This is a genomic window from Sphingomonas sp. GW821-FHT10F11 (genome assembly GCF_058809095.1).
Genome location: NZ_JBXASH010000007.1, coordinates 29,156 through 52,423, shown reverse-complemented (window position 1 = coordinate 52,423; position 23,268 = coordinate 29,156). Strand labels below are relative to the sequence as shown.

Annotated in this window: 25 protein-coding genes and 2 tRNA genes; 13 read left to right on the top strand and 14 right to left on the bottom strand. The window is 65.7% G+C overall.

What is annotated here, in order from left to right; all coding sequences use genetic code 11:
* The first annotated feature begins 11 nt into the window (after positions 1-11).
* Together AC1RT8_RS18850 and AC1RT8_RS18845 are read left to right on the top strand one after the other, a co-directional pair.
* Positions 12-1,205 (top strand): cytochrome P450, encoded by a 1,194-nt coding sequence (locus tag AC1RT8_RS18850; protein WP_493077393.1) that lies wholly within the window; start codon positions 12-14, stop codon positions 1,203-1,205.
* Entirely contained in the window at positions 1,202-2,272 is a 1,071-nt protein-coding gene (locus AC1RT8_RS18845) for a phosphotransferase (RefSeq protein WP_493077391.1), read from the top strand. The genes AC1RT8_RS18850 and AC1RT8_RS18845 overlap by 4 nt, the downstream gene beginning before the upstream one ends.
* Here the strand turns inward: AC1RT8_RS18845 and AC1RT8_RS18840 are convergent.
* Positions 2,225-3,205 carry a substrate-binding domain-containing protein gene (locus AC1RT8_RS18840; protein ID WP_493077389.1) on the bottom strand — a complete coding sequence of 327 codons (981 nt, stop codon included), beginning with the start codon at positions 3,203-3,205 and terminating at the stop codon, positions 2,225-2,227. The genes AC1RT8_RS18845 and AC1RT8_RS18840 overlap by 48 nt on opposite strands.
* 46 nt (positions 3,206-3,251) lie before the next feature.
* Positions 3,252-4,307 carry a fatty acid desaturase family protein gene (locus AC1RT8_RS18835; RefSeq protein WP_493077387.1) on the bottom strand — a complete coding sequence of 352 codons (1,056 nt, stop codon included), beginning with the start codon at positions 4,305-4,307 and terminating at the stop codon, positions 3,252-3,254.
* Positions 4,308-4,500: 193 nt separating this feature from the next.
* Between AC1RT8_RS18835 and AC1RT8_RS18830 the strand changes: the two genes are divergently transcribed.
* Together AC1RT8_RS18830 and AC1RT8_RS18825 are read left to right on the top strand one after the other, a co-directional pair.
* Positions 4,501-6,060 (top strand): sugar ABC transporter ATP-binding protein, encoded by a 1,560-nt coding sequence (locus AC1RT8_RS18830; protein ID WP_493077386.1) that lies wholly within the window; start codon positions 4,501-4,503, stop codon positions 6,058-6,060.
* A complete protein-coding gene (locus AC1RT8_RS18825) occupies positions 6,057-7,052 on the top strand; it encodes an ABC transporter permease (RefSeq protein WP_493077384.1) in 996 nt (331 codons plus the stop codon). The genes AC1RT8_RS18830 and AC1RT8_RS18825 overlap by 4 nt, the downstream gene beginning before the upstream one ends.
* A gap of 13 nt (positions 7,053-7,065) precedes the next feature.
* Here the strand turns inward: AC1RT8_RS18825 and AC1RT8_RS18820 are convergent, their stop codons facing one another.
* The 6 genes from AC1RT8_RS18820 to aroA form a co-directional block, all read right to left on the bottom strand.
* A complete protein-coding gene (locus AC1RT8_RS18820) occupies positions 7,066-7,191 on the bottom strand; it encodes a hypothetical protein (RefSeq protein WP_493077382.1) in 126 nt (41 codons plus the stop codon).
* A 158-nt stretch (positions 7,192-7,349) separates the two neighbouring features.
* A tRNA-Leu gene (locus tag AC1RT8_RS18815) sits at positions 7,350-7,435 on the bottom strand.
* 51 nt (positions 7,436-7,486) lie between these two features.
* On the bottom strand, positions 7,487-7,765 hold the full coding sequence (locus tag AC1RT8_RS18810) for an integration host factor subunit beta (RefSeq protein ID WP_272625862.1): 279 nt from the start codon (positions 7,763-7,765) through the stop codon (positions 7,487-7,489).
* Positions 7,766-7,992: 227 nt separating this feature from the next.
* Entirely contained in the window at positions 7,993-9,726 is a 1,734-nt protein-coding gene (gene rpsA, locus AC1RT8_RS18805) for a 30S ribosomal protein S1 (protein ID WP_493077380.1), read from the bottom strand.
* A gap of 212 nt (positions 9,727-9,938) precedes the next feature.
* Positions 9,939-10,577 carry a (d)CMP kinase gene (gene cmk, locus AC1RT8_RS18800; protein ID WP_493077378.1) on the bottom strand — a complete coding sequence of 213 codons (639 nt, stop codon included), beginning with the start codon at positions 10,575-10,577 and terminating at the stop codon, positions 9,939-9,941.
* Positions 10,574-11,920 (bottom strand): 3-phosphoshikimate 1-carboxyvinyltransferase, encoded by a 1,347-nt coding sequence (gene aroA / locus AC1RT8_RS18795; RefSeq protein ID WP_493077376.1) that lies wholly within the window; start codon positions 11,918-11,920, stop codon positions 10,574-10,576. The genes cmk and aroA overlap by 4 nt, the downstream gene beginning before the upstream one ends.
* 100 nt (positions 11,921-12,020) lie before the next feature.
* Between aroA and AC1RT8_RS18790 the strand changes: the two genes are divergently transcribed.
* Complete coding sequence (locus AC1RT8_RS18790) at positions 12,021-12,341, top strand: FYDLN acid domain-containing protein (RefSeq protein ID WP_493077374.1); 321 nt, start codon at positions 12,021-12,023, stop codon at positions 12,339-12,341.
* Between the two features lie 150 nt (positions 12,342-12,491).
* Positions 12,492-12,567 (top strand) — tRNA-Ala (locus AC1RT8_RS18785).
* Between the two features lie 388 nt (positions 12,568-12,955).
* On the opposite strand, the gene AC1RT8_RS18780 is transcribed toward AC1RT8_RS18785, so the two are convergent.
* Complete coding sequence (locus AC1RT8_RS18780) at positions 12,956-13,186, bottom strand: hypothetical protein (RefSeq protein WP_493077372.1); 231 nt, start codon at positions 13,184-13,186, stop codon at positions 12,956-12,958.
* Positions 13,187-13,440: 254 nt separating this feature from the next.
* Here AC1RT8_RS18780 and AC1RT8_RS18775 point away from each other — a divergent pair, with 254 nt between their 5' ends.
* Positions 13,441-14,364 (top strand): diacylglycerol/lipid kinase family protein, encoded by a 924-nt coding sequence (locus tag AC1RT8_RS18775; protein WP_493077370.1) that lies wholly within the window; start codon positions 13,441-13,443, stop codon positions 14,362-14,364.
* Here AC1RT8_RS18775 and AC1RT8_RS18770 read toward each other — a convergent pair.
* Both AC1RT8_RS18770 and AC1RT8_RS18765 read right to left on the bottom strand, forming a co-directional pair.
* Positions 14,344-15,183, bottom strand: a complete 840-nt coding sequence (locus AC1RT8_RS18770; RefSeq protein ID WP_493077700.1) for an oxygenase MpaB family protein — start codon at positions 15,181-15,183, stop codon at positions 14,344-14,346. The genes AC1RT8_RS18775 and AC1RT8_RS18770 overlap by 21 nt on opposite strands.
* Positions 15,184-15,222: 39 nt before the next feature.
* A complete protein-coding gene (locus tag AC1RT8_RS18765; protein ID WP_493077368.1) occupies positions 15,223-16,764 on the bottom strand; it encodes a cation:proton antiporter in 1,542 nt (513 codons plus the stop codon).
* A gap of 157 nt (positions 16,765-16,921) precedes the next feature.
* Here AC1RT8_RS18765 and AC1RT8_RS18760 point away from each other — a divergent pair, with 157 nt between their 5' ends.
* On the top strand, positions 16,922-17,107 hold the full coding sequence (locus AC1RT8_RS18760; RefSeq protein WP_493077366.1) for a hypothetical protein: 186 nt from the start codon (positions 16,922-16,924) through the stop codon (positions 17,105-17,107).
* A gap of 465 nt (positions 17,108-17,572) precedes the next feature.
* Here AC1RT8_RS18760 and AC1RT8_RS18755 read toward each other — a convergent pair whose 3' ends face one another.
* Positions 17,573-18,862, bottom strand: a complete 1,290-nt coding sequence (locus AC1RT8_RS18755) for an MFS transporter (RefSeq protein WP_493077698.1) — start codon at positions 18,860-18,862, stop codon at positions 17,573-17,575.
* Positions 18,863-19,019: 157 nt separating this feature from the next.
* Here AC1RT8_RS18755 and pgsA point away from each other — a divergent pair, with 157 nt between their 5' ends.
* Genes pgsA through AC1RT8_RS18740 form a run of 3 tightly spaced genes read left to right on the top strand, consistent with a single transcriptional unit; the run spans position 19,020 to position 20,277 of the window.
* Positions 19,020-19,571, top strand: coding sequence for a CDP-diacylglycerol--glycerol-3-phosphate 3-phosphatidyltransferase (gene pgsA, locus AC1RT8_RS18750; protein ID WP_493077364.1), 552 nt, complete (start codon positions 19,020-19,022; stop codon positions 19,569-19,571).
* An 8-nt stretch (positions 19,572-19,579) separates the two neighbouring features.
* On the top strand, positions 19,580-19,837 hold the full coding sequence (locus tag AC1RT8_RS18745) for a MoaD/ThiS family protein (protein ID WP_493077362.1): 258 nt from the start codon (positions 19,580-19,582) through the stop codon (positions 19,835-19,837).
* On the top strand, positions 19,834-20,277 hold the full coding sequence (locus AC1RT8_RS18740) for a molybdenum cofactor biosynthesis protein MoaE (RefSeq protein WP_493077360.1): 444 nt from the start codon (positions 19,834-19,836) through the stop codon (positions 20,275-20,277). Before AC1RT8_RS18745 ends, AC1RT8_RS18740 begins: the two co-directional genes overlap by 4 nt.
* On the opposite strand, the gene AC1RT8_RS18735 is transcribed toward AC1RT8_RS18740, so the two are convergent.
* Positions 20,274-20,876 (bottom strand): fasciclin domain-containing protein, encoded by a 603-nt coding sequence (locus tag AC1RT8_RS18735; RefSeq protein ID WP_493077359.1) that lies wholly within the window; start codon positions 20,874-20,876, stop codon positions 20,274-20,276. The two genes, AC1RT8_RS18740 and AC1RT8_RS18735, sit on opposite strands and share 4 nt — an antisense overlap.
* Positions 20,877-20,963: 87 nt before the next feature.
* Complete coding sequence (locus AC1RT8_RS18730; RefSeq protein ID WP_493077357.1) at positions 20,964-21,863, bottom strand: hydrogen peroxide-inducible genes activator; 900 nt, start codon at positions 21,861-21,863, stop codon at positions 20,964-20,966.
* 145 nt (positions 21,864-22,008) lie between these two features.
* Between AC1RT8_RS18730 and AC1RT8_RS18725 the strand changes: the two genes are divergently transcribed.
* A complete protein-coding gene (locus AC1RT8_RS18725; RefSeq protein WP_493077355.1) occupies positions 22,009-22,551 on the top strand; it encodes a peroxiredoxin in 543 nt (180 codons plus the stop codon).
* Positions 22,552-22,692: 141 nt separating this feature from the next.
* Positions 22,693-23,214, top strand: a complete 522-nt coding sequence (gene ahpD / locus AC1RT8_RS18720; RefSeq protein WP_493077353.1) for an alkylhydroperoxidase, AhpD family — start codon at positions 22,693-22,695, stop codon at positions 23,212-23,214.
* Positions 23,215-23,268: the final 54 nt, after the last annotated feature.

Here is a 23,268-nt window from a genome sequence, read left to right as displayed (position 1 = left end):
GGAGAGCCAGGATGACCGCGAACCATACCGAGGCGGATTACAATCATCACAGCCCGGAGATCGCACAGGACCCCTACAGCTTCCTGGCGGCGGTCCGCGGCAAATGCCCGCTTGGCCATTCCAACGAACTGGGCGGATTCTATTTCCCGACAACCTATGACGGGGTGAAACGGGTCTTCGCCGAGTACAAGACCTTCTCGTCGGCTGACGGCGCCGGGTTGCCCGACCAGCTCGTGCGCCTGTTGCCGGTAGATCTCGATCCGCCGAGCCACACCCGCTGGCGCCGCGTGCTCAACCGCTTCTTCACCCAGGAAGCGGCCGAGGCGGATCGCCCGCGCATCCAGGGGCTGGCCGACGAGCTGATCGATGCGTTCGCCGCGCGGGGTACCGCCGATCTCGTCAACGAGCTTACCCGGCCGTTCCTCGCCATGACGACTCTGCCGGTGCTTGGCGTGCCGCTCAGCGACCGGCAGATGCTGTCCGAGAAGCTGTTGTGGATGGTGCATCACCGGCTCAACGACCATGACGGCTGGGTCCAGCGCTATGGCGAGATCGCCGGCTATCTCACCAACCTCGTCGCCGAACGGCGTACCGCGACCGAACGCCGCGACGACCTGCTGCAATGCCTGATCGAGGAGGAATTCGACGGCCGGATGCTGACCGACACCGAGGGGTATCAGGTGCTGATCCTCGCCTTGTTCGGCGCGCTCGATTCGACCAGCTCGGCGATGAGCGGTTCGCTCTATCATCTGGGCGAGCATCCCGAGGACAAGAAGCGCCTGCTTTCCGGCGAGGTCCCCTGGGAAGGCGCGATCGAGGAGTTCCTGCGCTTCACCACGCCGATCCAGGCATTGCGCCGCACGGCGACGAAGGAAACCGAGCTTGACGGCGGTATCGTCCACCCCGGCGATTTCGTGCTGGCGATCAACGGCGCCGCGAACCGCGACCCAGCCAAGTTCGCCGACCCCGATCAGTGCATCATCTCGCGCGATGCGCGCGAGCATATGTCGTTCGGCACCGGCGCGCATGTCTGCATCGGCCGGCATTATGCGCGGGTGATGATCGACATCTGTCTGAAGACCGTGCTGCGCCGGATCGGCGACTATCGGATCGCCGACGGGTTCGAGCCCGATTACACGTCGAGCGAGGCCCGCGCGCTGAAGACGCTGCCGGTGGAATTCACGCCCCGCCCGATCGCCGGATGACCGCTGCCGATCGGGCCGCGAACACCGGAACGACCCCCGTTCGCCCCGGCTATGGCTTCGACGAGGCCCGGCTGGATGGCTGGATGGCGGCGCATATTCCCGGCTATGCCGGCCCGCTTGTGGTCGAGCAGTTCAAGGGCGGCCAGTCCAACCCGACCTATCGTCTTGCCACCCCCGGCCGCGACTATGTGTTGCGGCGCAAGCCGCCCGGGATTTTGCTGAAGGGCGCGCATGCGATCGAGCGCGAGGCGCAGGTGTTCTCGGCGCTCGGTAGGACGGGCTTTCCCGTCCCGCACGTGCATGGCCTGTGCGACGACGAGCAGGTGATCGGCACGCCCTTCTTCGTGATGGACATGGTCGAAGGGCGGATCTTCTGGGATGCGACCCTGCCGGAGGTCGAGCGAGACGCGCGCCCGGCCTATTTCGACGCGATGAACGCCGTGCTGGCACGGCTCCACGGGATCGATCCGCAGGCGATCGGTCTCGGCGATTATGGCCGGCCCGGCAATTATTTCGCGCGCCAGATCGCGCGCTGGTCGCGCCAGTATCTGGACGACGGGCAGGCCGGCCGCGATCCCGACATGGATCGGCTGGCCGAATGGTTGCCGGCCCATATCCCCGAGGGCGGGGATGTCGCGATCGTCCATGGCGATTTCCGCATCGACAATCTGATCTTCCATCCGGCCGAGCCGCGCATCCTCGCGGTGCTCGACTGGGAATTGTCGACGCTCGGCCATCCGCTCGCCGATTTCGCCTATCACGCCATGATGTATCACATGCCGCCGCACATCGTGGCTGGCCTCGCCGGTGCCGATCTGGCGGCGCTGAATATCCCGTCGGAAGCCGATTATGTGGCCGCCTATTGCCGTCGCACCGGGCGGGTCGGAATACCTGACTATGGCTTCTATCTCGCCTTCAACTTCTTCCGCCTCGCTGCGATCTTTCACGGCATCAAGGGGCGGGTGATCCGCGGCACGGCGTCCTCCGCCCATGCGCGCGAGCGGGCCGAAAACTTCCCGCTATTGGCCGGCCTGGGCTGGCGCCATGCCGCGCGTTGCGGCATCTGACGCCCCTTCCGCAGGGACTATTTTCTTCAGGTTGGCGGCGGTAACCAAATGCGGTGCGATCGAGACCGACTGGACGTCGCCGCCCTTGATCGCCTTGACGATGGTGGCGAGCGCGGCCTTGATCTGGGCGCCTGCATCCTGATCCACGGTTGCGGCCAGGGTGCCGGCCCGGACATTGTCGAGGGCTTCGGGGATCGCGTCGAAGCCCAGCACCTTGACCGCGCCGACCGGAATGCCGGCTTCCTTGAGCGCCGAGATCGCGCCGAGGGCCATATTGTCATTGAGGCAGAGAATGGCGTCGGGGCGCTTCGCGGCGCCGAACGAGGTGAGCAGATTCTGCACCACCGTGAGCGCCTGGTCGCGCGACGAGTTCGCGGTCTGCTCGGCGACGATCCGATAGGTCGCGCCGCCGGCGGCCAGGCCTTCCCGGACGCCGCGGCTCCGGTCGATCTGTGTGCTGGTTCCCGGTTCGTTGGTGATGACCACGACACGGGCCCCGCGGGGGAAATGCTCGATCACCCAGGACGCGAGCAGGCGACCGCCTGCCACATTGTCGGCGCCGACATAAGGCACCGGAGCTGCGGTGCCGTCGATCCGCCTGTCGACCGCGACGACCTTGATTCCGGCGGCGCGCAGACGATCGACCTGAGGCGCCAATGCCCTTCCGTCATTGGCGGCGAGGATCACCCCCTGGGTGCCGTCGACCGATGCGGTCTCGAGGTCGGAAGCCTGTTTCGACGAGTTCGCCTGACCGTCGAGTATGGTGACATCCACGCCGGCCATGGGCGCCTGCTTCTCGACCGCTTGCCGCATCGTGATGAAATAGGGCGTGGAGAGCGAGCTGAAGCTCGCCGTAACCTGCACGCTGTCCTGGCGCGCCTTGTCGCAGCCGGCGAGCGCGAGGACGATCAGGGCTGGGAGGGCGAGCCTCACCGGTTTTTCGAGCAATCGCATCCGTTCCCCTTCTCTTTTGTCGTGTTCAGTCTTCCCGGGTCTTCGTGCGCAGGAGGTGCGCGCGCACGCGGTCGATCTCGTGCGTGGGGTCGCGGCGCTGGGAGAGCAATGCCGGGACGATTTCGCGATAGGCGTGGAACAGGCTGCGCGCCGGTGGGGGGCAATCACCGGCGATCTCGCGGTGCAGGTCGGGCAGCGCGTGATAGGGCACCAGCGGAAACATGTGATGCTCGAGGTGGTAGTTCATGTTCCAATAGAGGAACCGGAAGACCGGATTCATCAACACGGTCCTGCTGTTGAGGCGATGATCCTCGACATCTTCCGCCAGTCCACCGTGCTGCGCAATGCCGAAGATCACCGAGAGCCATGCGCCGTAGAAGCTCGGCAGCCCGACGAGCATTGCCGGCAGGACGCTGCGCGTCACGAGGCACGCGGCCATAACGGCGCCGTAGATGGCGAGCCACAGGCGGGCCGTCCGGAAGACCGACGGCCAGTCGGATCTGGGAATGAAGCTTGCCTCGTCCGCGCCCATGCGGCCGGCCGCATGGCGGACCATGCCAGCAAAAGCGTGCGCGCCGCTCCTGATCGCCAGCAGGTTGAGCAAGAGATGGGAGATGCTCGGAGGCCGCTCCACCGCGATCTCCGGATCCCAGCCGACGATCAGGGTATTGGTATGATGCCGCGTATGGCTGCGACGCCACACGACCGGTTCGCGCAGGATCATGAAACTCGCGATTTGGTACACCGCGTCGTTCATCCATTTCGTCTTGAACGCACGGCCATGCCCGCACTCATGCCAGCGCGAATCCGATGCCGTCCCGTAGAGAAGGCCATAGGCGATCACGAAGGGAATGCACCATGGCGTGCCCCAGGTTGCCACGAGGCCGGCACCGCTCGCGCCGAGCAGTGCGAACCAGAGCGACGTATCGCGAATGGCGGGCCCGTCGCGCCGCTCCATGAGCTCCGCCAGGCGCTTCCTGGGGATGGCCGGCGCATACCAGCGGATGGAATCCTGGCCGCGTGCGCTGGCCCGTACCTTTTCTGGTCCCGTCAGTCGGTAATCACGCTTAGCCTGTATCATAGATATAGCGTAAAGTGACTACATAATCTGTGCAACCATATATACAGATTTCCTGAAGCCGCTTGGCAATGGCCGGATCGGGCGTTAGCAATACGCAACGATGAGATGGAGGTGGGATTGATCGCCATCTGGGAGAGTTGCGTGAACTGGGGGCCCTGCTTCGGCATATCGTGCATCGGGTCGGGAAATCGCCTTGCGCGAGCCTGACGAGGCCGGCCTGTTGCTGGCCGCGGCCGGGATAACCAAGCGTTTCGGCGGCGTCCTGGCGCTCGATGGCGCGGCGTTCGAGGTCGGCAGGGGAGAGGTTCACGCCCTGCTCGGCGAGAATGGCGCGGGAAAGTCGACCCTTCTCCGCATCCTGGCCGGCGTGTTGCCGCCCGACGATGGGCGGATGGAGTTCGACGGGCGGATGCTCGATCCGCACGAAGGCCCGCTCGGCCGAACCGACGCCGGCCTCGTCACGATCTACCAGGAGTTGAGCCTGTTGCCCGCCATGTCGGTCGCGGAGAATATCTTCCTGGGCCGCGAGCCGCTGCGCTGGGGGCTGATCGACTGGCGCGGAATGTACGCGCAGGCCCGCGAGGCGATGGCGGCGCTCGGCTTCGACATGGACCCTCGGGTCGCGGTCGAGCGATTGAGCGTCGCCCAGCAGCAGATGGTCGAGATCGCGCGCGCGCTCTCGCAGAATGCGCGCCTGATCGTGATGGACGAGCCGACCGCGGCGCTCAGCGGGCGCGAGGTCGAGACGCTTCACGGGATCATCCGGGGGCTGCGGCGCCGAGGCATATCGGTCGTGTACGTCACCCATCGGCTCGAGGAGGTGTTCGCGATATGCGACCGCTACACCGTGCTGCGTGACGGCCGCTTCGTCGCGGCGGGACAGGTGGCGGACGTGGCTCAGCGCGATATCGTGCGGATGATGGTCGGACGCGATGTCGAGTTCGAGCGCCGGTCGCCCAGGGCTCCGGGCGAGGGCACGCCGTTGCTCCGGGCCAGCGGCATCAGCCGCGCCCGGCGCGGGGGCGATACGCACAAGGTGCAGCTGCACGATCTTTCGATCGAGGTTTCGGCAGGCGAGATCGTCGGTCTGGCCGGTCTTGTCGGCGCGGGCCGAACTGAGTTCTGCCGTGCGCTGTTCGGCGCCGATCCTGCCGATTCCGGCAACATGATGCTGGGGGGTGCCCATCGCGGCCTTCCGAAGACCCCGGGCCACGCCATCCGCGACGGTTTTGCGATGGTGTCGGAGGATCGCAAGCAGACCGGCTGCTTCCTGGACCAGTCCGTGCGCCAGAACCTCACTTTGGCCTGTCTGGGCCGGATTTCGCGCTGGGGCCTGGTCGATCGCCGCGCTGAGCGCAGCCTGGTCGACCGATATGTGCGCGCGCTCAACATCAAGACGGCGGGTCCCGAGACGCCGATCGGGCATTTGTCGGGGGGCAACCAGCAGAAGGTCATTCTCGCGCGCTGCATGGCGTTGGCGCCGAAGATCCTCATCGTGGACGAGCCGACCCGCGGCATCGACATCGGCGCAAAGGCGGAGGTCCACGCGCTGCTCGCCGGCCTCGCGGCCGAGGGCACCGCGGTGATTGTGGTTTCGTCCGAACTTTCGGAAGTCATGGCGGTCAGCGACCGGATCCTCGTGTTCCGCGAGGGCAGGCGGGTGGGGGAGGTCGATGCGGCAGAGGCGGAGGAGGCGGTTTTGATGGCGATGATGACCGGTGCGGACGATGCGGTCGAGGCAGCAGCCGCATGAACGCGACGCTGGCCCAGCCGGGCCCGTCCATCCCGGCGTCGCGGCGGCGCGCGGTGATCCGGTGGCTCCGGCGGTGGGGAACGAGCCTCTTCCTCGTCTTCCTGATCGTCGCGCTCGCGCTGCTGAATCCGAACTTCCTGAGCGTCCGCAACCTGCTCAACATCCTGACCGAAGTGTCGATCTTCGGCATCGTCGCGGTCGGGATGACCTTCGTGATCGTGAGCGGCGGGGTGGATCTGGCGGTAGGGTCGCTGCTTGCCTTCGCCGCGATGACCGGTGCGTTGGCGGCGCAATCCGCGGGCTTGCAAGGCGCGGCCGAATGGGGGTGCGCGCTGCTCGTGTCCCTGCTGGTGGGCGGCGTGGTCGGCTGGATGCAGGGACGGGCGGTGACGGCGTTCGGCATCCCGCCCTTCATCGTGACCCTGGGCGGCATGACGATCTGGCGCGGCGCGACGCTGGTGCTGAACGACGGCGGGCCGATCAACGGCTTCGGCCCGTCATTCCGCTGGTGGGGTTCGGGTGCCGTGTTGGGGCTGCCCGTGCCGGTTCTGGTCTTCGCGCTCGTCGTCGCCATCGGTGTGGTGATCGAACGGTACAGCCGATATGGCCGGCAGATCTACGCGGTCGGCGGCAATGCGGAGGCGGCGCGGCTCAGCGGTCTGAATGTCCCCGCCCTGATTGCGAGCGTCTATGCGATTGTGGGGCTGCTTGCCGGCCTGTCCGGCTTCCTGCTGGCCTCGCGGCTCGGATCGGCGGAGGCGGTGGCCGGGACGGGCTACGAACTGCGCATCATCGCGTCGGTGGTGATCGGCGGCGCTAGCCTGAGCGGCGGACGCGGCACCATCGGCGGCACGATCGTGGGGGCCTTGCTCATCGGCGTGCTGACCAACGGCCTCGTGATCATGCACGTCTCCGCCTATTGGCAGCAGATCGTGATCGGCCTGATCATCGTCGCGGCCGTCGCCTTCGACGGATACGCCAAACGCCAATGATACCGCCATGGTTTCAGAAACTATAATCCAGCCGCACACCGACCGTGCGCGGCTTGGTATAGCTGGTCGTCGCATAGACGGTGATCTTCAGCCCCGGATCGGCGAACGCGCGGCGTGCGCATTTCTGTGCAGCCGTCATGCGGGGTATATCACCGGCCAGAATTTGCTGGTCGTCGCGGCCTCTATCCCGGCAGCTTTCGCGACTGAGCCTGGGGCCTTGAACGCCCCGATCTTCCTGAATCCTGTCACGGGAAGCCTTGGGCGACGTCGGAGGATCAGGAAAATTCAATAACTTAATGGTGCGGACGGCGGGACTCGAACCCGCACACCACGAGGGCGAGGGATTTTAAGTCCCGTGCGTCTACCAATTTCGCCACGTCCGCTTGACGCCCTGCGAAGCGCATAGGCGGGCAGGCGTCAAGCCATGCCGGCGCTCAGACGTTCAATCGAACGCGCATTTCCTTGCCGGGCTTGAAATAAGGGACGCGCTTGGCGTCGACCTCGACCACTTCGCCGGTCCGCGGGTTGCGGCCGATACGGGCATCGCGGGCCCGGGTGGAAAAGGCGCCGAAGCCGCGCAGTTCGACGCGACCGCCCGTCGCGAGGCGTTTCGAGATCTCGTCGAAGAAGGTTGTTACGATCGCTTCCACGTCACGCATGGCCAGATCGGGATTATCCGCGGCGAGCATTTCGACGAGTTCGGAACGGATCATGGCGTTGTCGACTCCTTCTAACCCCAACATATCGAGCGACCTCAGGGCGCTCGACCTTCCCCCCGGAAGGCCTTGGCGGATTAGTCCCGTTCCGGACAAATGACCGCCTCGGACCTATTGTGTAGCTCAAGCGCCATCCGGCGAATAGGATCGAATCGACGCAAATTTGTAAAAAATCGACATTTCCCGGGCAGGCGGACCCGTCCGCCTGCCCGGAATGGGGGTTTTTACTTCTTGGCTTCGCTGCTGCGCGCCTTGAGCGCCTCGCCAAGGATGTCGCCCAGCGACGCGCCCGAATCGGACGAGCCATACTGCGCAACCGCCTGCTTCTCTTCGGAGATCTGCATCGCCTTGATCGAGAAGGTCGGCTTCTTGGAACGATCGAAACCGGTCACCATCGCGTCGAACTTCTGGCCGACCTGGAAACGCTCCGGACGCTGCTCGTCGCGGTCGCGGCCGAGATCGGTGCGCTTGATGAAGCCGGTCGCGCCATCGTCGCCGACCTGGACCTCGAGGCCCGCGTCGCGGACTTCGAGAACGGTGACCGTGACGATCGCGTTCTTGTTGAGGCCGCCCGAACCGCTGCCGCTCGAAGCGGCCGCAGCGCCGCCGGCTGCCGGAGCGCCACGCTCGAGTTGCTTCATGCCAAGCGAGATACGCTCCTTCTCGGCATCGATGTCGAGCACGATGGCCTGAACCATCTCGCCCTTGCGGTGCAGGTTGAGCGCGTCTTCGCCCGAAACGCCCCAGGCGATGTCGGACATATGGACCATGCCGTCGACGTCGTTGTCGAGGCCGATGAACAGGCCGAACTCGGTGGCGTTCTTGACCTCACCCTCGACGGTCGAGCCGACCGGATGCGCTTCGGCGAAGGCTTCCCACGGGTTCGACTGGGCCTGCTTGAGGCCAAGGCTGATGCGGCGCTTGTCGGGATCGACCTCGAGCACGACGACATCGACTTCCTGTGAGGTCGAGACGATCTTGCCCGGATGGACGTTCTTCTTGGTCCAGCTCATCTCGGAGACGTGCACCAGGCCTTCGATGCCCGGCTCCAGCTCGACGAACGCACCATATTCGGTGATGTTGGTCACGCGGCCCGACAGCTTGGCGCCGATCGGATATTTGGCGGCGGCGCCTTCCCACGGATCGCTCTCGAGCTGCTTCATGCCGAGCGAGATGCGCTGCGTGTCCTTGTTGATGCGGATGATCTGGACGCGGACGGTGTCGCCGATGTTCAGCACTTCGCTCGGATGGCCGACGCGCTTGTAGCTCAGATCGGTGACGTGCAGCAGGCCGTCGATGCCGCCGAGATCAACGAACGCACCATAATCGGTGATGTTCTTGACGACGCCGTCGATCACCTGGCCCTCGGCCAGCGACAGGATCAGGCCCGAACGCTGCTCGGCGCGGGTCTCTTCCAGGATCGCGCGGCGCGAGACGACGATGTTGCCGCGCTTGCGGTCCATCTTCAGGATCTGGAAGGGCTGCGGGATGTCCATCAGCGGGGTCACGTCGCGGACCGGGCGGATATCGACCTGCGAGCCGGGCAGGAACGCCACGGCGCCGTTCAGGTCGACGGTGAAGCCGCCCTTCACGCGGCCGAAGATGACGCCCTCGACACGGGCGGTCTTGGCGAATTCGGTTTCCAGCTTGTCCCAGGCGGCTTCGCGGCGGGCGCGGTCGCGCGACAGCATCGCTTCGCCGTGGACGTTCTCGACTCGGTCGACATAGACCTCGACTTCGTCGCCGACCTTCAGATCGGCCTTCTGGCCCGGCATGGCGAATTCGCGGAGCGGCACGCGGCCTTCCGACTTGAGGCCGACGTCGATGACCGCGAGATCATTCTCGATCGCGGTGACGGTGCCCTTGACGACCCGGCCTTCAAAGCCGTCTGCGTCGCCGAGCGTGGCTTCGAGAAGTGCCGCGAAATCATCGCGCGTGGGGGATGCCGAAGTGGCCATAAATTCTTGATTCCTAAACACTATGTTTCCGGCCAGCCGGTTGTCTCCGGCGGTCTTGGCCTATATGCCGCGGCGGCCGGTTGCCGGTCGCGACGCCCAACGCCCATCGCCCTCGCGAAAGATCATGACAAAGCGAAAAGGGCGCGTAAGCAGGACCGGCGAGTTACCATCCGTTGCCGGATGAGCCGTTTCCGCTTCGCGCCTCGCCCCGGCTAGGGTGTTGCCACCGGCGCCGCTGTCCGAGCCTCCACGAGCGCAACGGCCCGCTGGATGGCGGCGTCTATAGAGAGAAAGCTGGTATCCAGCAAGGCGGCATCGTTCGCCGGTGCCATGGGCGCGATGCCCCGCGTCGCGTCGCGCAGGTCGCGGGCGCGGATGTCGGCCAGCACCCGGTCGAGGCTGACCTGCGATCCGCGCTCGCGCAGCTCGGCATGGCGGCGCTTGGCGCGGATCATCGGCGTCGCGCGAATGAACAGCTTGGCATCGGCATCGGGCGCGATGACCGTGCCGATATCGCGCCCGTCGAGCACCGCGCCGCCTGGCTGATGCGCGAAGCGGCGCTGGCGGTGGAACAGCGCGGCCCGCACCAGCGGATGCGCTGAGACGACCGAGGCATATTTGCCGATCTCGTCGCTGCGCAGTTCGGGATCCTCGAGCAGATGATCGTCGAAATCGCAGGCGGCAACCGCATCGGCCTCGATCGCCGGGTCGAGCTCGAGCCGCAGCACGTTCGCCGCGACCGCGCGGTAGAGCAAGCCCGTGTCGAGATGCGGCAACCCGTAGCGCTTGGCGAGCGCGCGGGCGATGGTGCCCTTGCCCGATGCGGCAGGTCCGTCGACGGCGATGATCATGACCCTGCAACCACTTCTGTACCCTTCAACGCATCCAGCGTTTCGAGGAACATAGGGTAGGATGTTGCGATGGGCGAGACATCGTCGATGGTAAGCGCAGATTTCGCGGCGAGGCCCGCCACCGCCATGCTCATCGCGATGCGGTGGTCGAGTTGCGAGGCGATGGTCGCGCCCCCGGCGATCGGCCCGCCGCCATTGCCCTGGATCGCGGCGCCGTCCTCAAATTCCTCGATCCCCACGCCGCACGTGCCCAGCGCCTCGGCCATCGCGGTGATCCGGTCCGATTCCTTGACGCGCAGCTCATGGGCACCGCGGGCGACCGTCCGCCCCTCGGCAAAGGCGGCGGCGACGAACAATATGGGATATTCGTCGATCATGCTCGGGGCGAGATAGGCCGGCACCTCGATCGCGCGGAGCGCCGCATGGCGCACGCGCAGATCGGCGACCGGCTCCCCACCGACGATGCGTGGATTTTCCTCAACGATGTCGGCGCCCATCAGGCGCAACGCCTCGAACAGGCCGGCGCGCGTGGGGTTCAGGCCGACATTCGTCACCAGCACGTCCGATCCCGGCACGATCGTCGCGGCAACCACCAGGAAGGCGGCGGACGAGGGGTCGCCTGGCACGACGATCGATTGCGGCTTCAGCTCCGCCTCGCCGACCAGCGAGATGATCCGTCCCTGATTCGTTTCCTCGACGCTCAACTCGGCGCCGAAGCCGCGCAGCATCCGTTCGCTGTGATCGCGCGTCGCGACCGGCTCGATCACCCGGGTGATGCCGGGCGTATTGAGGCCGGCGAGCAATATTGCCGACTTCACCTGCGCCGAGGCGACGGGCAGGATATATTCGATCGGTACCGCCGGGTTCAGCCCGCGCACCATCAGCGGCAAACGGCCGCCCGGGCTTGCGGTGAACTCGGCGCCCATGCGCGACAGCGGCTCGATCACCCGGCCCATCGGGCGCTTCGACAGCGAGGCGTCGCCGATGAAGGTCGTGGTGATCGCATGGCTGGAAACCAGCCCCATCAACAGCCGGGTCGAGGTGCCCGAATTGCCCATGTCGAACGCCGCTTCCGGCTGGAGCAGTCCGCCGACCCCGACGCCGTTGACGGTCCAGATGCCGTCGTCGCCGCGCCGGATATCGGCGCCCATCGCGCGCATCGCCGCGGCGGTGGCGAGTACATCCTCGCCCTCCAGAAGCCCCTCGATCCGGCTTTCGCCGACGGCGAGCGCGGACAGCATCAGCGAGCGGTGGCTGATCGACTTGTCGCCGGGCACGACGGCGGTGCCGTGCAGCGGGCCGGAAGGGGCGATCTGGAGCGGGCGGGGCAGGGGATGCGGCATTGGCGCGGGCTTTTGACAGTGCGCTTGCGCTATGGCAAGGCGCGCCCCACTTTGCGGGTCATCTCGCAAAACTCCCATTTCTTCGAAAGGTCGAATCGGCATGATCAAGCCGGAATGGGGCACGAAACGGTCGTGTCCGAAATGCGCAACGCGCTTCTACGATCTCGGCAAGGACGATCCGGTCACCTGCATCTCCTGCGGATCGACCTGGCTGCCCGAGCCCATTCTCAAGTCGAAACAGCCTCTGCCGTTCGACGCGCCGAAGCCGGAACTTGTCAAAAAGGATGCCGACCTGGTCGGTGACGATGACGAGGATATCGACACCGGTGAAGACGAGGAGCCCTCGCCCGACGACGAGGTCGATCTCGGCGGTGATGACGATCTCGGCGTCGAAGCGCCGACGGACGACGACGAGCATTGATCGCATGAAAAGGGGCGTCCCGGCTTCAACCGGGGCGCCCATCGGAATTTTGTTTGAAAATCGACCGGCATGGCGATCACACCGCTTGCCAAGGTCGCGTCGCCTCGGTAGGGGCGACGCCTTCGCGGGAAATTCCAGACCCGCGACGATGGGGCCGTAGCTCAGCTGGGAGAGCGCTGCGATGGCATTGCAGAGGTCTGGGGTTCGATCCCCCACGGCTCCACCACTTCCCTGAATCCGCTCGAGTCGAGATCGCGCCGCGCGTCTGAGGTCGGTTGATCCATCGTGGCTTATGCCTGATCGCTAGCGTCTCTGCGGCGTCGAACTCGACATCCATGCGCACCATCGCCGAAGGCAAGCCTGATCGCGGGAAAAGGAGCGGCCCGGCACGTGGGTGCCGGGCCGTAGGTTACGTTTTGCTAGGGAGCATCAACGCATCGCCAATCTAATCCCTATCGGATAACTAGGAAATACAGGCCTGCTTTGCTTTGCGATAGTCCGCCTTCGCCATCGGACGAAATTCGGGCGATCCGATGCCCCAATAAAAAGGGCCGCGCGACCCTGGGGTCGCGCGGCCCTGTTCCGACGCCGCTTGGGGACGCCGGGGGTCGGGCTTAGTTGGCCGCGTTCGCGGCGCTGTCCAGAGGAGCAGCCGCATTGTCGACCGCGGTCGCGTTGTCCGTCACGTTCAGCGCGGCTTCGTCGGTCGCGTTCACGTCCAGCGTGTCTTCGCTGTTCAGCGTGACTTCGCTGCTGTTGTTGTCGACGGCTGCCGGCTTCGGGTCGCAAGCGGCGAGGCCGAGCGAAGCGACGGCGATGAGCGGCAGGATAACGAACTTCTTCATGGACGATTTCTCCGTAGTTGATTCAGGGCGCCACGGAGAGACGTCGATCGTCACCCGTGCCATCCTGGCGTGTGTCCGCAGCCTCCATGGATCAATTCCTATGCATTTAATAGGAAAAAATGCGATGGGACGGTATCGAAACCGGACGTGTCGCCGCTGGCGATGGCTGGATGTCGCGACAGGTGATGGACGATATCGTCACAACGCCGGCGCTTATGATCTGAACAACCGGCACGGTTGATCGTTACGGGCCTGTGTCGACATCGCCGCTTCCCGTTCTGGTCAACCGCAAGGGAGGCACCGCCGCATCGGCCGGCGAGGATCTCGAAACGCATCTGGTCGATGCGTTCGCCGGCGTCGATATCGCCGTGCGATTGCTTGACGGGCCCGACACGCCCGGCGCGGTGCGGAAAGCGGCCGCGACCGGTCGGCGCGTGGTCGTCGGCGGCGGTGACGGCACCGCGGCCTGCGCCGCCGCCGTGCTGGCGGGCGGCGATGTGGAGATGGGTTTGTTGCCGCTGGGCACGCTGAACCATCTCGCGCGCGATCTCGGCATCTCCGCCAAGCTGGAAGAGGCGGCGGCACTGGCCGCGCACGGCACCGCGACCTCGATCGACCTTGCCGAGGTCAACGGCCATGTCTTTGCCAACAACGCGTCGATCGGCCTTTATCCGATGATGGTGCGAGAGCGGGACGCCTATCGCGAGCGGCTGGGCGTGCCGAAATGGTTCGCCGCCATTCCGGCCTCGTGGAACGCCTGGACCCGCCTCAGGCGCTACCGGCTCAGCCTGGACATGGGCGAGGGCCGGAAGCCGCTGGTCACCTCTTTGCTCTTCGTGGGCAACAACCTCTATTCGCTCGAACGCGGGCGGATCGGCGAGCGTGCCTCGCTGAAGCAGGGCAAGCTGTCGGTTTTCGCGCTGGCCGCGCCGGGGCGATTCGCCTTGCTGTGGTTCGCGCTGCGCGCGGTGACCGGACGGGCCGATCATCACAAGGATTTCGTCGAATATGGCGCATGCGAATCGCTGACCGTCCATGCGCACCGCAAGCGGGTCGATGTCGGGCTCGACGGTGAAGTGCGGCAACTCGAATTCCCGCTGCATTTCAGGATCAGGGCAGGGGCGCTGCGGATCGTCGCGCCGCCCGAAGGAGAGTCTCTAGCCGAACGCCCAGCGTAATGTCCGCGCGATCCCGAATGTGCCCACGCGCACCAGCGGCCGGGTGAGGCGCGGCGCGGCGAGTCCGTGCATCCGCCGGGCCCAGTCCGGCAATAGGTCGACCGCCGCCTGGAAGGTGATCGCCTGCACCGGCCCGGCGGAAAGCGTGCGTGCGGGCTGGTTCAGCACCAGTGCCGCAACCTCCCGAGTCCGTTCGTCGACCATCAGCTCGGGCCGCATCGCGGCGATCAGCGCATTCGCCTCGGCCCGGCTGCGCGGCACCGGGACGGCGCCCAGCGCCTCGGGGATACGCGCGAACTCGGCGAAATAACGGTCCTGATCGGCGGTTGACATCGCCGGCTCGCTATAGCGGATCCAGGCGTCGAGGAAGCTCGTTGCCTCGCTGACATGTACCCAGGCGAGAAGTTTCGGATCGCCCGCGCGATAGGGCGTGCCATCGGGCAATGCGCCGTCGACCTTGTCGTGGATGCCGCGGACCCGCGCGATCGCGGCCTGCGCCTCGTCCCGCGCGCCATAGGTGGACATCGCGATGAACCGCGCGGTGCGCCGCAACCGCCCGAGCATGTCGGTGCGGAAATTGGAATGATCCCAGACGCCCGCGAGCACTGCCGGGTGAAGCATCTGCAACAGCAGCGCCGCGACCCCGCCAACCATCATCGTCGTCACGTCGCCGTGCACGCGCCACACGACCGTGCCCGGATCGAACAGCGCATCGTCGCTGCGCACCACCGGCCGCTCGCCCTTTTTCGTGTCGTTGAACACCGCGCGGACCTGCCCGACGATCCTGCGCCGGATACGCTGCGCGATCGCGCCGCCGATCGTCGCAGGGGCTGGGGGAGGCGTAGTGCGCGGCACGGGTCAGCCTTCCTCGATCGTGCGGATGTCTTCCGGCCCGACCGCCAGCTCGCGCCAGTCGAGCTCTTCCTGAAGTACTTCAAAGGCGTCTTCGCCGACCTTTGCCTCGTCGCGGAGCGCAAACAGCCTCTCGCGCTGCGCGGCAATGGCGGCGCGTTTCAATCGCTGGCGCTCTTCGAAGGCGCTGCACGCGTCGGGGTCGATCAACGCGTCCCGGTCGATCTCGAGCTGCCGGCGCGTCTCCTCGGCGACCCTGCCTTTGGCATCGGCGATCGCCTCCAGCGCCACCTCGGCCAGCGACCTGCGGGCGGTGGCCATCTCGCGCTCCTCCGCACCGCCATCGTGCAGGTTGAGCAGGCGGATCAGCGGCGTCAGCGTCAGGCCCTGGACGACCAACGTCGCCAGCACCACGCCAAAGGCAGCGATCAGGATCATGTCGCGTTGCGGGAAATCGACGGGCAATGCGAAGGCGGTCGCCATCGTCACCAGCCCGCGCATGCCGCACCAGCCGACCACGACGCTCTGCGCCAGGCCCGGCGCCTTCAACGGACCGCGGATCACGGCGAAGCGCGCAGCAAGCCGGTTGTAGAGCAGCACCCATGCCATGCGCGTGAGCACGACTCCGGCGACCACCAGCCCGGCGAAACCCAGCGCTTCGCGCAACCGCTCCGGCCGCATCTCTCCCACGATCTCGCGCACCTGCATGCCCATCAGCAGGAAGGCGAGCACGTTGAGCAGGAAAACCACGCCGCTCCATACCGCGAAGGACTGGATGCGGCTCCGCGCGCTGGCCCGCACCGAGGGAGTATTGGCCAGGAACATCGCCATCGCGACCACACACAGCACCGCGGAAAGCCCGAGCCGGTCGGCGATCATCCACACCAGGAAGGTGTTGACGAACTCGAGCACATTCCCGCCGAGTGTCCCGCGCGTGTAAGGCGCGATATAGCGCGTGAGCCAGGCGAAGCCGATGCCGAGCGCGATGCCGCCGGGCACGGCGAAGCCGAGGCGCAACGCCACCCCGCCGTCGATTCCGCCATTGCTCTGGATCGCGAGCGCGGCGCTGAACAGCAGCAGCGCGGTCGCGTCGTTGAGCAGGCTCTCGCCGGTCAGCACCTCGACCGTGCGCCGCGGCAGCTTGGCTGATCGCAATACGGTCGTCGCCGCCGCTGCGTCGGGCGGCGCGACGATCGCGCCCAGGGTGATCGCGGCGGCGATCGGCAGGCCGGCGAACGTCCAGCCGATCCAGGCGACCACGCCGGTGGTCATGACGACGGCGCCGACCGCGAGTGCGAGCAGCGGGCGCCACAGGCTGCGAATCGCTGCCAGCGGAAAGTCGAACGCTGCGTCGACCAGCACCGGTGCGATGAACAGCGCCAGCGCGGTATGGCCGTCGAGGCGTATCACCGGACTGCCCGGGATCAGCGCGACGATCACCCCCGCTGCGGCGAGCATGGTGGGGTAGGGAATCCAGGTTCGCCGCGCTACCTGCAGCAGCAGGATCGCCATCAGCAGCAGCGCGATCAGGCTTTCGAAGAACGTCACGGCGCAATCCTACCCTGCACAGGGCGCTATCGTCCAACCCTGCATTGGTTCCGGTCAGCGTGCGGAAACATCGCCCGTGGCGCTGTCCCGGTATCGGACGCGCGTTAACCGAATTCTGTGCTGGTTAGAATCGTAAACGCGTCGTTAACTGTTGCCTATGGCACAGCACCTCGCCCTCCCGGTTACCGCCGCCCGCCACCCGTTCCGCCGCCGGCTCGCCCTCGCGCAGCCCCAGGCATTGCCGCGCAAGCAGGCGCGGTCGCGCAACGACGACCAGGATCTGAAACTGTTCGCGCTGAGCTTCACCGCCTTCTTCATCTGCATCTACACCTTCATCTTCTGAAAGCGGGCGCGGCACGGTCGCGCATCGATCCAAACATGCGGGCGATCGTCGCAGGATGATGGCGGACGGCGCTGCGGCGCCCGACACGCTGTTTCTCATCGTCGGTGGAATCGAATGCGACCCGGTAGCGTCGTCACTCCGGACTTGTTCCGGGGCCACCGTCCCGCAAATCAACGCGCCGATGGGTGTGCGGCACAGTGGATGCCGGAACGGGTCCGGCATGACGGTCAAGCTGATCGCCCCAACCCAAATTGCGGATTTCCCTGTTCAGCGAGAAATTTTCCCTGTTATGCGCGGACAAATTCCCTGTTATCGAATAACAGGGAATTCATATATATACTGTTGTAATATCTATGAAATTTACGCGAAAAATCCGCCGGAATCGCCCAGAAAAAAAGAAATTCCCTGTTAATTCCCTGTTCCGGGGGCATTTAACAGGGAATTTCCGTGGCTCGGTACGGCTGCCTAGTCGCAGGCCAGATGCAGCTTCTGCGCAAGCCATGCCGAAACCAGGCACATGCCGGCGACCACGAACAGCATGTTGTCGGGCGTCACGCCCAGCGCCGACGCGCCCAGTACCAACAGAGTACCGACCACCATCGCACCCGAATTGACGACATTGTTGGCCGCCACGGTGCGCGCCGTCTGGTCCTTGGTCACCGTCGTGGTGAGGAAAGTGTAGAGCGGCACCACGAACATCCCGCCCGTGATCGCGATCCCCATCAGCACCAGCACCAGCGGGATGGCGCGGGGGATCTGGAAGAAGCCGATCCAGTCGTACAGCGTGCCCTCCGGCGCGGCCGGCCAGGCGCGGATCATCAGCGAGAAGACGACGACCAGGCCGCCCATAGCGATCACCGAGGCCGGCGCATATTTCGCCGATACCCGCCCTTTGAGCAGGGTGTTGATCGCGATCGATCCGATCGCGATACCGATCGAGAACAGCGCGATCACGATGCTGGACACGCGCGGATCGGCGGTAAGCACGTTCTTCACCAGCGGCGGGAAGGTGACGATCAGCACCGCGCCGATCGTCCAGAAGAAGCTGATCGCGCAGATCGCGAGGAACAGGCGCGGGATGTGCATCGTCGCGTTGATCAGCCGCCACGATGCGGTGAAGGGATTGTAGTTGATCGAGAGCACCGCGCCCGCGCGCGGCGCCGGTGGCACCATGCGGCCGGTGATCCAGCCGATCACCGCGACGCAAATGCCCATGATCGCGGCACCCTCGACCGACAATATACCGGCGAAGATCGTCCCGAGCAGGATCGCCAGATAGGTCGCGGCCTCGACTAGGCCGGTCCCCGCGAGCACCTCGTCAGGCTTCAGATGCTGCGGCAGGATCGCGTATTTGATCGGGCCGAAAAAGGTCGAATGCGCGCCGAGGCACAGCACGGCACCCAGCATCAGGCCAAGCCCGGTGGTCCAGAATCCGGCTCTGGCCACCATCAGCCCGACAGCGCCGAGCAGCATGATCGCGATCTCCACGGTCTTCACGATCCTGATGATCTTCGCCTTGTCGGTCGTGTCGGCAAGTTGCCCCGACAGCGCGGACAGCAGGAAGAACGGGAGAATCGCGAGGCCGGTTGCCAGCGCATTGAAGCTCTGTTCGACCTTGGGGTCGTTGAACACCTGGTAGGTCGCGAACAGCACCATCGAGGTCTTGAAGAGGTTGTCGTTGAAGGCACCGAGGAACTGGGTGATGAAAAGCGGCATGAACCGGCGCTCTTTCAGCAAGCCGAGCGCATTGAGCATGATGGGAAACGGCCTCACATGTGGCGAAATAGGGGCAACGCATAGCCGAGCGTGCGTTGGGGCGGCAACCGAATAGTCGGTTACCGTCTCGCCGCCTCCCGATGGAGCCATGACTCGAGCATTGCGGGGGAGGGCGCCGGACCCTAGGTTGGTGGCGATGCTGACCCTGCCCAACATTCTCACCCTGTCGCGGATTCTCGCGGTGCCGCTGCTTGTCGGCTTCCTGTGGTGGCCGGCCTGGGCAGCGGGCTATGCGGTCGCCTTCGCGCTCTATTGCCTGATGGGCATCACCGATTATTTCGATGGCTATCTCGCCCGGTCCAAGGGCACCGTGTCGAAGCTCGGCATCTTCCTCGATCCGATCGCCGACAAGATCATGATCGCCTCCGTCGTGCTCATGCTGGTGGCGACGCGGGATATCGCGGGCTGGTCGCTGATCGCCGGGATCATCATTCTGTTGCGCGAGATCGCGATCTCCGGCCTGCGCGAGTTCCTGGCGCAGCTCCAGGTCTCGGTGCCGGTGTCGAAGCTGGCCAAGTGGAAGACGACCTTGCAACTCGTCTCGCTCGGCGGGCTGATCCTTGCCGGCGCCTTGCCCGCCTTTCCCTGGATCCAGACCTTGAGCATCGCCGCCTTGTGGGGCGCCGCCGTGCTGACCCTGATCACCGGCTGGGACTATCTGCGGGTCGGCCTGAAGCATATGGATTGAGCGCCGCTATGGCGATTGATCTCCTCTATTTTTCCTGGGTGCGCGAAGCGATCGGCACGGGCAGCGAGACGGTCGATCCGCCCGAGGGACTGGTGCGCGTCACCGATCTGATCGACTGGCTCGCGACGCGCAGCGAGGGCCATGCCCGTGCCCTGGCCGATCGCGGCCGGCTGCGTGCTGCGGTCGACCAGATCTTCGTCGGCCTCGATTCCCCGCTCGGGCGCCCGCGCGAGGTGGCGATCTTCCCGCCGGTGACCGGGGGATGATCCGCGTCATCGTCCAGCACGAGCCGATCGACCAGGCGGCCGAGTTCGCCGCGATCATGGCGGCGGGCGTCGGCGGGATCGCCACCTTCACTGGCGTGGTCCGCGCCGATGACGGCGTCACCACGCTGGAACTCGAACATTATCCGGGAGCGACCGAGGCTGCCTTGCACAGCCTGGCCGAAGAGGCCGCCGGCCGATGGGGTCTCGCCGCGGCAAGCGTGGTGCACCGCGTGGGCGTGATGCAGCCGGGCGAGCTTGTCGTATTCGTCGGCACGGCCGCGGCGCATCGCAGCGCTGCTTTGGAGTCCTGCGCCTTCCTGATCGACCGCCTCAAGACCGAGGCGCCCTTCTGGAAACGCGAGACGCGCGGTGACGAGGCCCGTTGGGTCGAACCGCGCGACGGCGATACGCATGCCGCCGCGCGGTGGGACAAACCTTAGCCCAGCTTGGGCAGCAGCACGCCGTTGACGACATGCACCACGCCGTTCGACTGGCGCACATCGGGTACTTCGACATAGCTCTTGTTGCCATTGGCGTCGGTCAGCTGGATCGCACCGTTGACATCGGTCACGGTCAGGGTCGAGCCTTCGACCGTGGTCAAGGTCGCGGTGCCGCCGCCCGCGGTCATCTGCGCCTTGAGCTGCTCGAGCGTGATCGCGCCCGGCACGACATGATAGGTCAGCACCTTGACCAACGTGGCCTTGTTCTCCGGCTTCATCAGCGTATCGACCGTACCGGCGGCGAGCCGCCCGAACGCGTCGTTGGTCGGGGCGAAGACGGTGAAAGGGCCGGGGCCTGCCAGAGTCGAGTCCAGACCAGCCGCCTTCACGGCCTTGACCAGGGTGGTCAGGTTCGGGGCGGCGGCGGCGTTTTCCGTGATCGGCTTGGCCGCATCCATCGCGGCGCCGCCGACGGCGGGGTTCGGCGCTGCCTGGGCCGCGGGGGCAGGGGCGGCCTGGGGGGTACGAGCTTCGGTGGCGGACGCGACCATCAACAGGCCGGACATCGCCACAACCGGAAGCTTGGTGGAAAATCTCATCAGTCTCTCCAGTTATATCGAATGCGCGCGGGGGAAGCGCGCACGACAAGATACGGTCCGGCGGCTGAATGGTTTCAGAACCGCGGGCTACTGCGCCTCGGCAAGTACCTCGGCGAGCAGGTGGAAATCCTTTTCGCGCGGAGAGGCACGGCGCCAGACCAGCGCGATACGGCGTGCAGGATTTGCGGCATCCAGTGGTCGTGCGGTGAGCCCGGTATGATCGAGGATGCCTGCCTTCAGCGCCATCTCCGGCAGCATCGTCACGCCCAGCCCATTGTCGACCATCTGGACGATGGTGTGAAGCGACGTACCCATCATCGTCGCCTCGGCGCGCAGCTCGGGCCGGTTGCACGCGGCGAGCGCATGGTCCTTCAGGCAATGCCCGTCCTCGAGCAGCAACAGCCGGTCTTCGTTGATGTCGTCGGCATGCATCGCGCCCGTAGCACTGCCGATCTCGCCTTCCGGACCCGCGACGAACAGCCGGTCGTCGAACAGGAACTGCGACGCCACTTCGCCGCAAGCATAGGGCAGGGCCAGCAACACGCAGTCGGTCCGGCCATTGTGCAGACCTTCGCACGCCGCCCCACTGGGCTCCTCGCGCAGGAACAGCTTCAGGTCGGGATAGTCGCGCCGCAGCCGGGGCAGGATGCGCGGCAGCATGAACGGCGCGATGGTCGGGATCACGCTCATGCGCATCTCGCCCGACAGCGGGCGTCCGGCGGCGCGGGCGAGATCGCCCAGCTCCTCTGCCTCGCGCAGCACCCGGCGCGCCTTGTCGGCGATCCGGTCGCCCAGCGGCGTGAAGCGCACCACGCGGCGGGTACGCTCGACCAGGGTCACGCCGATCAGCGTCTCCAGTTCGCGGATGCCGGCGGAGAGCGTCGACTGGGTGACGAAGCACGCATCCGCCGCCCGGCCGAAATGGCCATGGTCCTTCAGCGCCACGAGATATTGCAGCTGTTTCAACGTGGGCAGGTAGGTGGCCATAATCGCCTCAATCGATCAACGCGCCCTAAATAACCTGTTGGATCGATCAAACGCCAGCCTTATATGCGGTCCGGTACAGACGGCGAATCGATCGCTGCGCCCGCGAGGATGCCGAAGGCCGACCCAATTCCTTGAGGAGGCCAATATGCTTACCGTCGGTGACAAGCTCCCCGAATTCACCGTTCCCGTCCAGCAGGGCATCGACGCGCTTCCCGCCGGCGAGACGCTCAGCAACGACGCCTTCCCCGGCCACTGGAAGATCCTGTTCTACTGGCCGAAGGACTTCACCTTCGTCTGCCCGACCGAGATTGTCGGCTATGCCGCGCTCAAGGACGATTTCGCCGATCGGGACGCCGTGCTGATCGGCGCCTCGACCGATACCGCGCACGTCCACCTGGCCTGGCGCAAGTCGGATCCTGATCTGGCCGCCGCCGATTTCCCCTGGCTGGCGGACAATGGCGCGGTGCTCGCATCGAAGCTCGGCATCCTCGATGCCAATGAGCATGTCGCGTATCGCGCGACTTTCATCATCGACCCGGACAACGTCATCCAGGCGGTGCAGGTCAACGGCCTGAACGTCGGCCGCAACCCCGCCGAGACGCTTCGCGTGCTCGACGCGCTGCAGACCGACGAACTCTGCCCGTGCAACTGGAACAAGGGCGACGACGTCCTCCAGGTTGCAGCCTGATCAATTCCCCTCCCGCTTGCGGGAGGGGTTAGGGGGAGGGCGTGTCCGCAAGCGGCACGCCCCCTTTTTCATTACAGGCCCTCCACCGACCCCTCCCGCAAGCGGGCGGGGAGGAGTGTGAGCGGCCGGAAAAGGACAAACATGTCGCTCAAGGAATTCGCGGGCACGCTGCCTGACTTCGCCAAGGATATCCGGCTGAACGTCGGCTCGCTGCTCAACGAGGCGCATCTGCCCGATCAGCAGAAATACGGTCTGCTGCTTACCTGCGCGCATGGCTCGGGCTACAAGCCGCTGGTCGACGCGACCGAGGCAGAAGTGGCTGGCAAGCTCTCGCCTGAGGCAGCCAATGCGGCCCGCGCGGCGGCGGCGGTGATGGCGATGAACAATGTCTATTACCGGTTCACCCACCTTGCGGGAAACCAGGAGTACCGCACCATGCCGGCCAAGCTGCGCATGAATGTGATCGGCGCGCCGGGCATCGACAAGGTCGATTTCGAGCTGTTCAGCCTCGCCGTCTCGGCGATGAACGGATGCGGCATGTGCATCGACGCGCATGAAAATGTGTTGAAGAAAGCCGGCGCCACCGCCGAGGCGATCCAGACCGCGGTGCGCATTGGCGCCGTGATGACGGCGGTTGCGACGGTGCACGCAGCGGTGAACTAAGCTTTCTTCAAAAGCCCCTCCCCTTCAGGGGAGGGGTTGGGGTGGGGCAGTCCC

Bases quoted from the DNA above. Each gene is read 5' to 3' on its own strand.
- AC1RT8_RS18850 (WP_493077393.1), top strand. From the start codon at position 12: ATGACCGCGAACCATACCGAGGCGGATTACAATCATCACAGCCCGGAG.
- AC1RT8_RS18845 (WP_493077391.1), top strand. From the start codon at position 1,202: ATGACCGCTGCCGATCGGGCCGCGAACACCGGAACGACCCCCGTTCGC.
- AC1RT8_RS18835 (WP_493077387.1), bottom strand. From the start codon at position 4,307: ATGATACAGGCTAAGCGTGATTACCGACTGACGGGACCAGAAAAGGTA.
- AC1RT8_RS18825 (WP_493077384.1), top strand. From the start codon at position 6,057: ATGAACGCGACGCTGGCCCAGCCGGGCCCGTCCATCCCGGCGTCGCGG.
- AC1RT8_RS18820 (WP_493077382.1), bottom strand. From the start codon at position 7,191: ATGACGGCTGCACAGAAATGCGCACGCCGCGCGTTCGCCGATCCGGGG.
- AC1RT8_RS18810 (WP_272625862.1), bottom strand. From the start codon at position 7,765: ATGATCCGTTCCGAACTCGTCGAAATGCTCGCCGCGGATAATCCCGAT.
- rpsA (WP_493077380.1), bottom strand. From the start codon at position 9,726: ATGGCCACTTCGGCATCCCCCACGCGCGATGATTTCGCGGCACTTCTC.
- cmk (WP_493077378.1), bottom strand. From the start codon at position 10,577: ATGATCATCGCCGTCGACGGACCTGCCGCATCGGGCAAGGGCACCATC.
- aroA (WP_493077376.1), bottom strand. From the start codon at position 11,920: ATGCCGCATCCCCTGCCCCGCCCGCTCCAGATCGCCCCTTCCGGCCCG.
- AC1RT8_RS18790 (WP_493077374.1), top strand. From the start codon at position 12,021: ATGATCAAGCCGGAATGGGGCACGAAACGGTCGTGTCCGAAATGCGCA.
- AC1RT8_RS18780 (WP_493077372.1), bottom strand. From the start codon at position 13,186: ATGAAGAAGTTCGTTATCCTGCCGCTCATCGCCGTCGCTTCGCTCGGC.
- AC1RT8_RS18760 (WP_493077366.1), top strand. From the start codon at position 16,922: ATGGCACAGCACCTCGCCCTCCCGGTTACCGCCGCCCGCCACCCGTTC.
- AC1RT8_RS18755 (WP_493077698.1), bottom strand. From the start codon at position 18,862: ATGCTCAATGCGCTCGGCTTGCTGAAAGAGCGCCGGTTCATGCCGCTT.
- pgsA (WP_493077364.1), top strand. From the start codon at position 19,020: ATGCTGACCCTGCCCAACATTCTCACCCTGTCGCGGATTCTCGCGGTG.
- AC1RT8_RS18745 (WP_493077362.1), top strand. From the start codon at position 19,580: ATGGCGATTGATCTCCTCTATTTTTCCTGGGTGCGCGAAGCGATCGGC.
- AC1RT8_RS18740 (WP_493077360.1), top strand. From the start codon at position 19,834: ATGATCCGCGTCATCGTCCAGCACGAGCCGATCGACCAGGCGGCCGAG.
- AC1RT8_RS18735 (WP_493077359.1), bottom strand. From the start codon at position 20,876: ATGAGATTTTCCACCAAGCTTCCGGTTGTGGCGATGTCCGGCCTGTTG.
- AC1RT8_RS18730 (WP_493077357.1), bottom strand. From the start codon at position 21,863: ATGGCCACCTACCTGCCCACGTTGAAACAGCTGCAATATCTCGTGGCG.
- AC1RT8_RS18725 (WP_493077355.1), top strand. From the start codon at position 22,009: ATGCTTACCGTCGGTGACAAGCTCCCCGAATTCACCGTTCCCGTCCAG.
- ahpD (WP_493077353.1), top strand. From the start codon at position 22,693: ATGTCGCTCAAGGAATTCGCGGGCACGCTGCCTGACTTCGCCAAGGAT.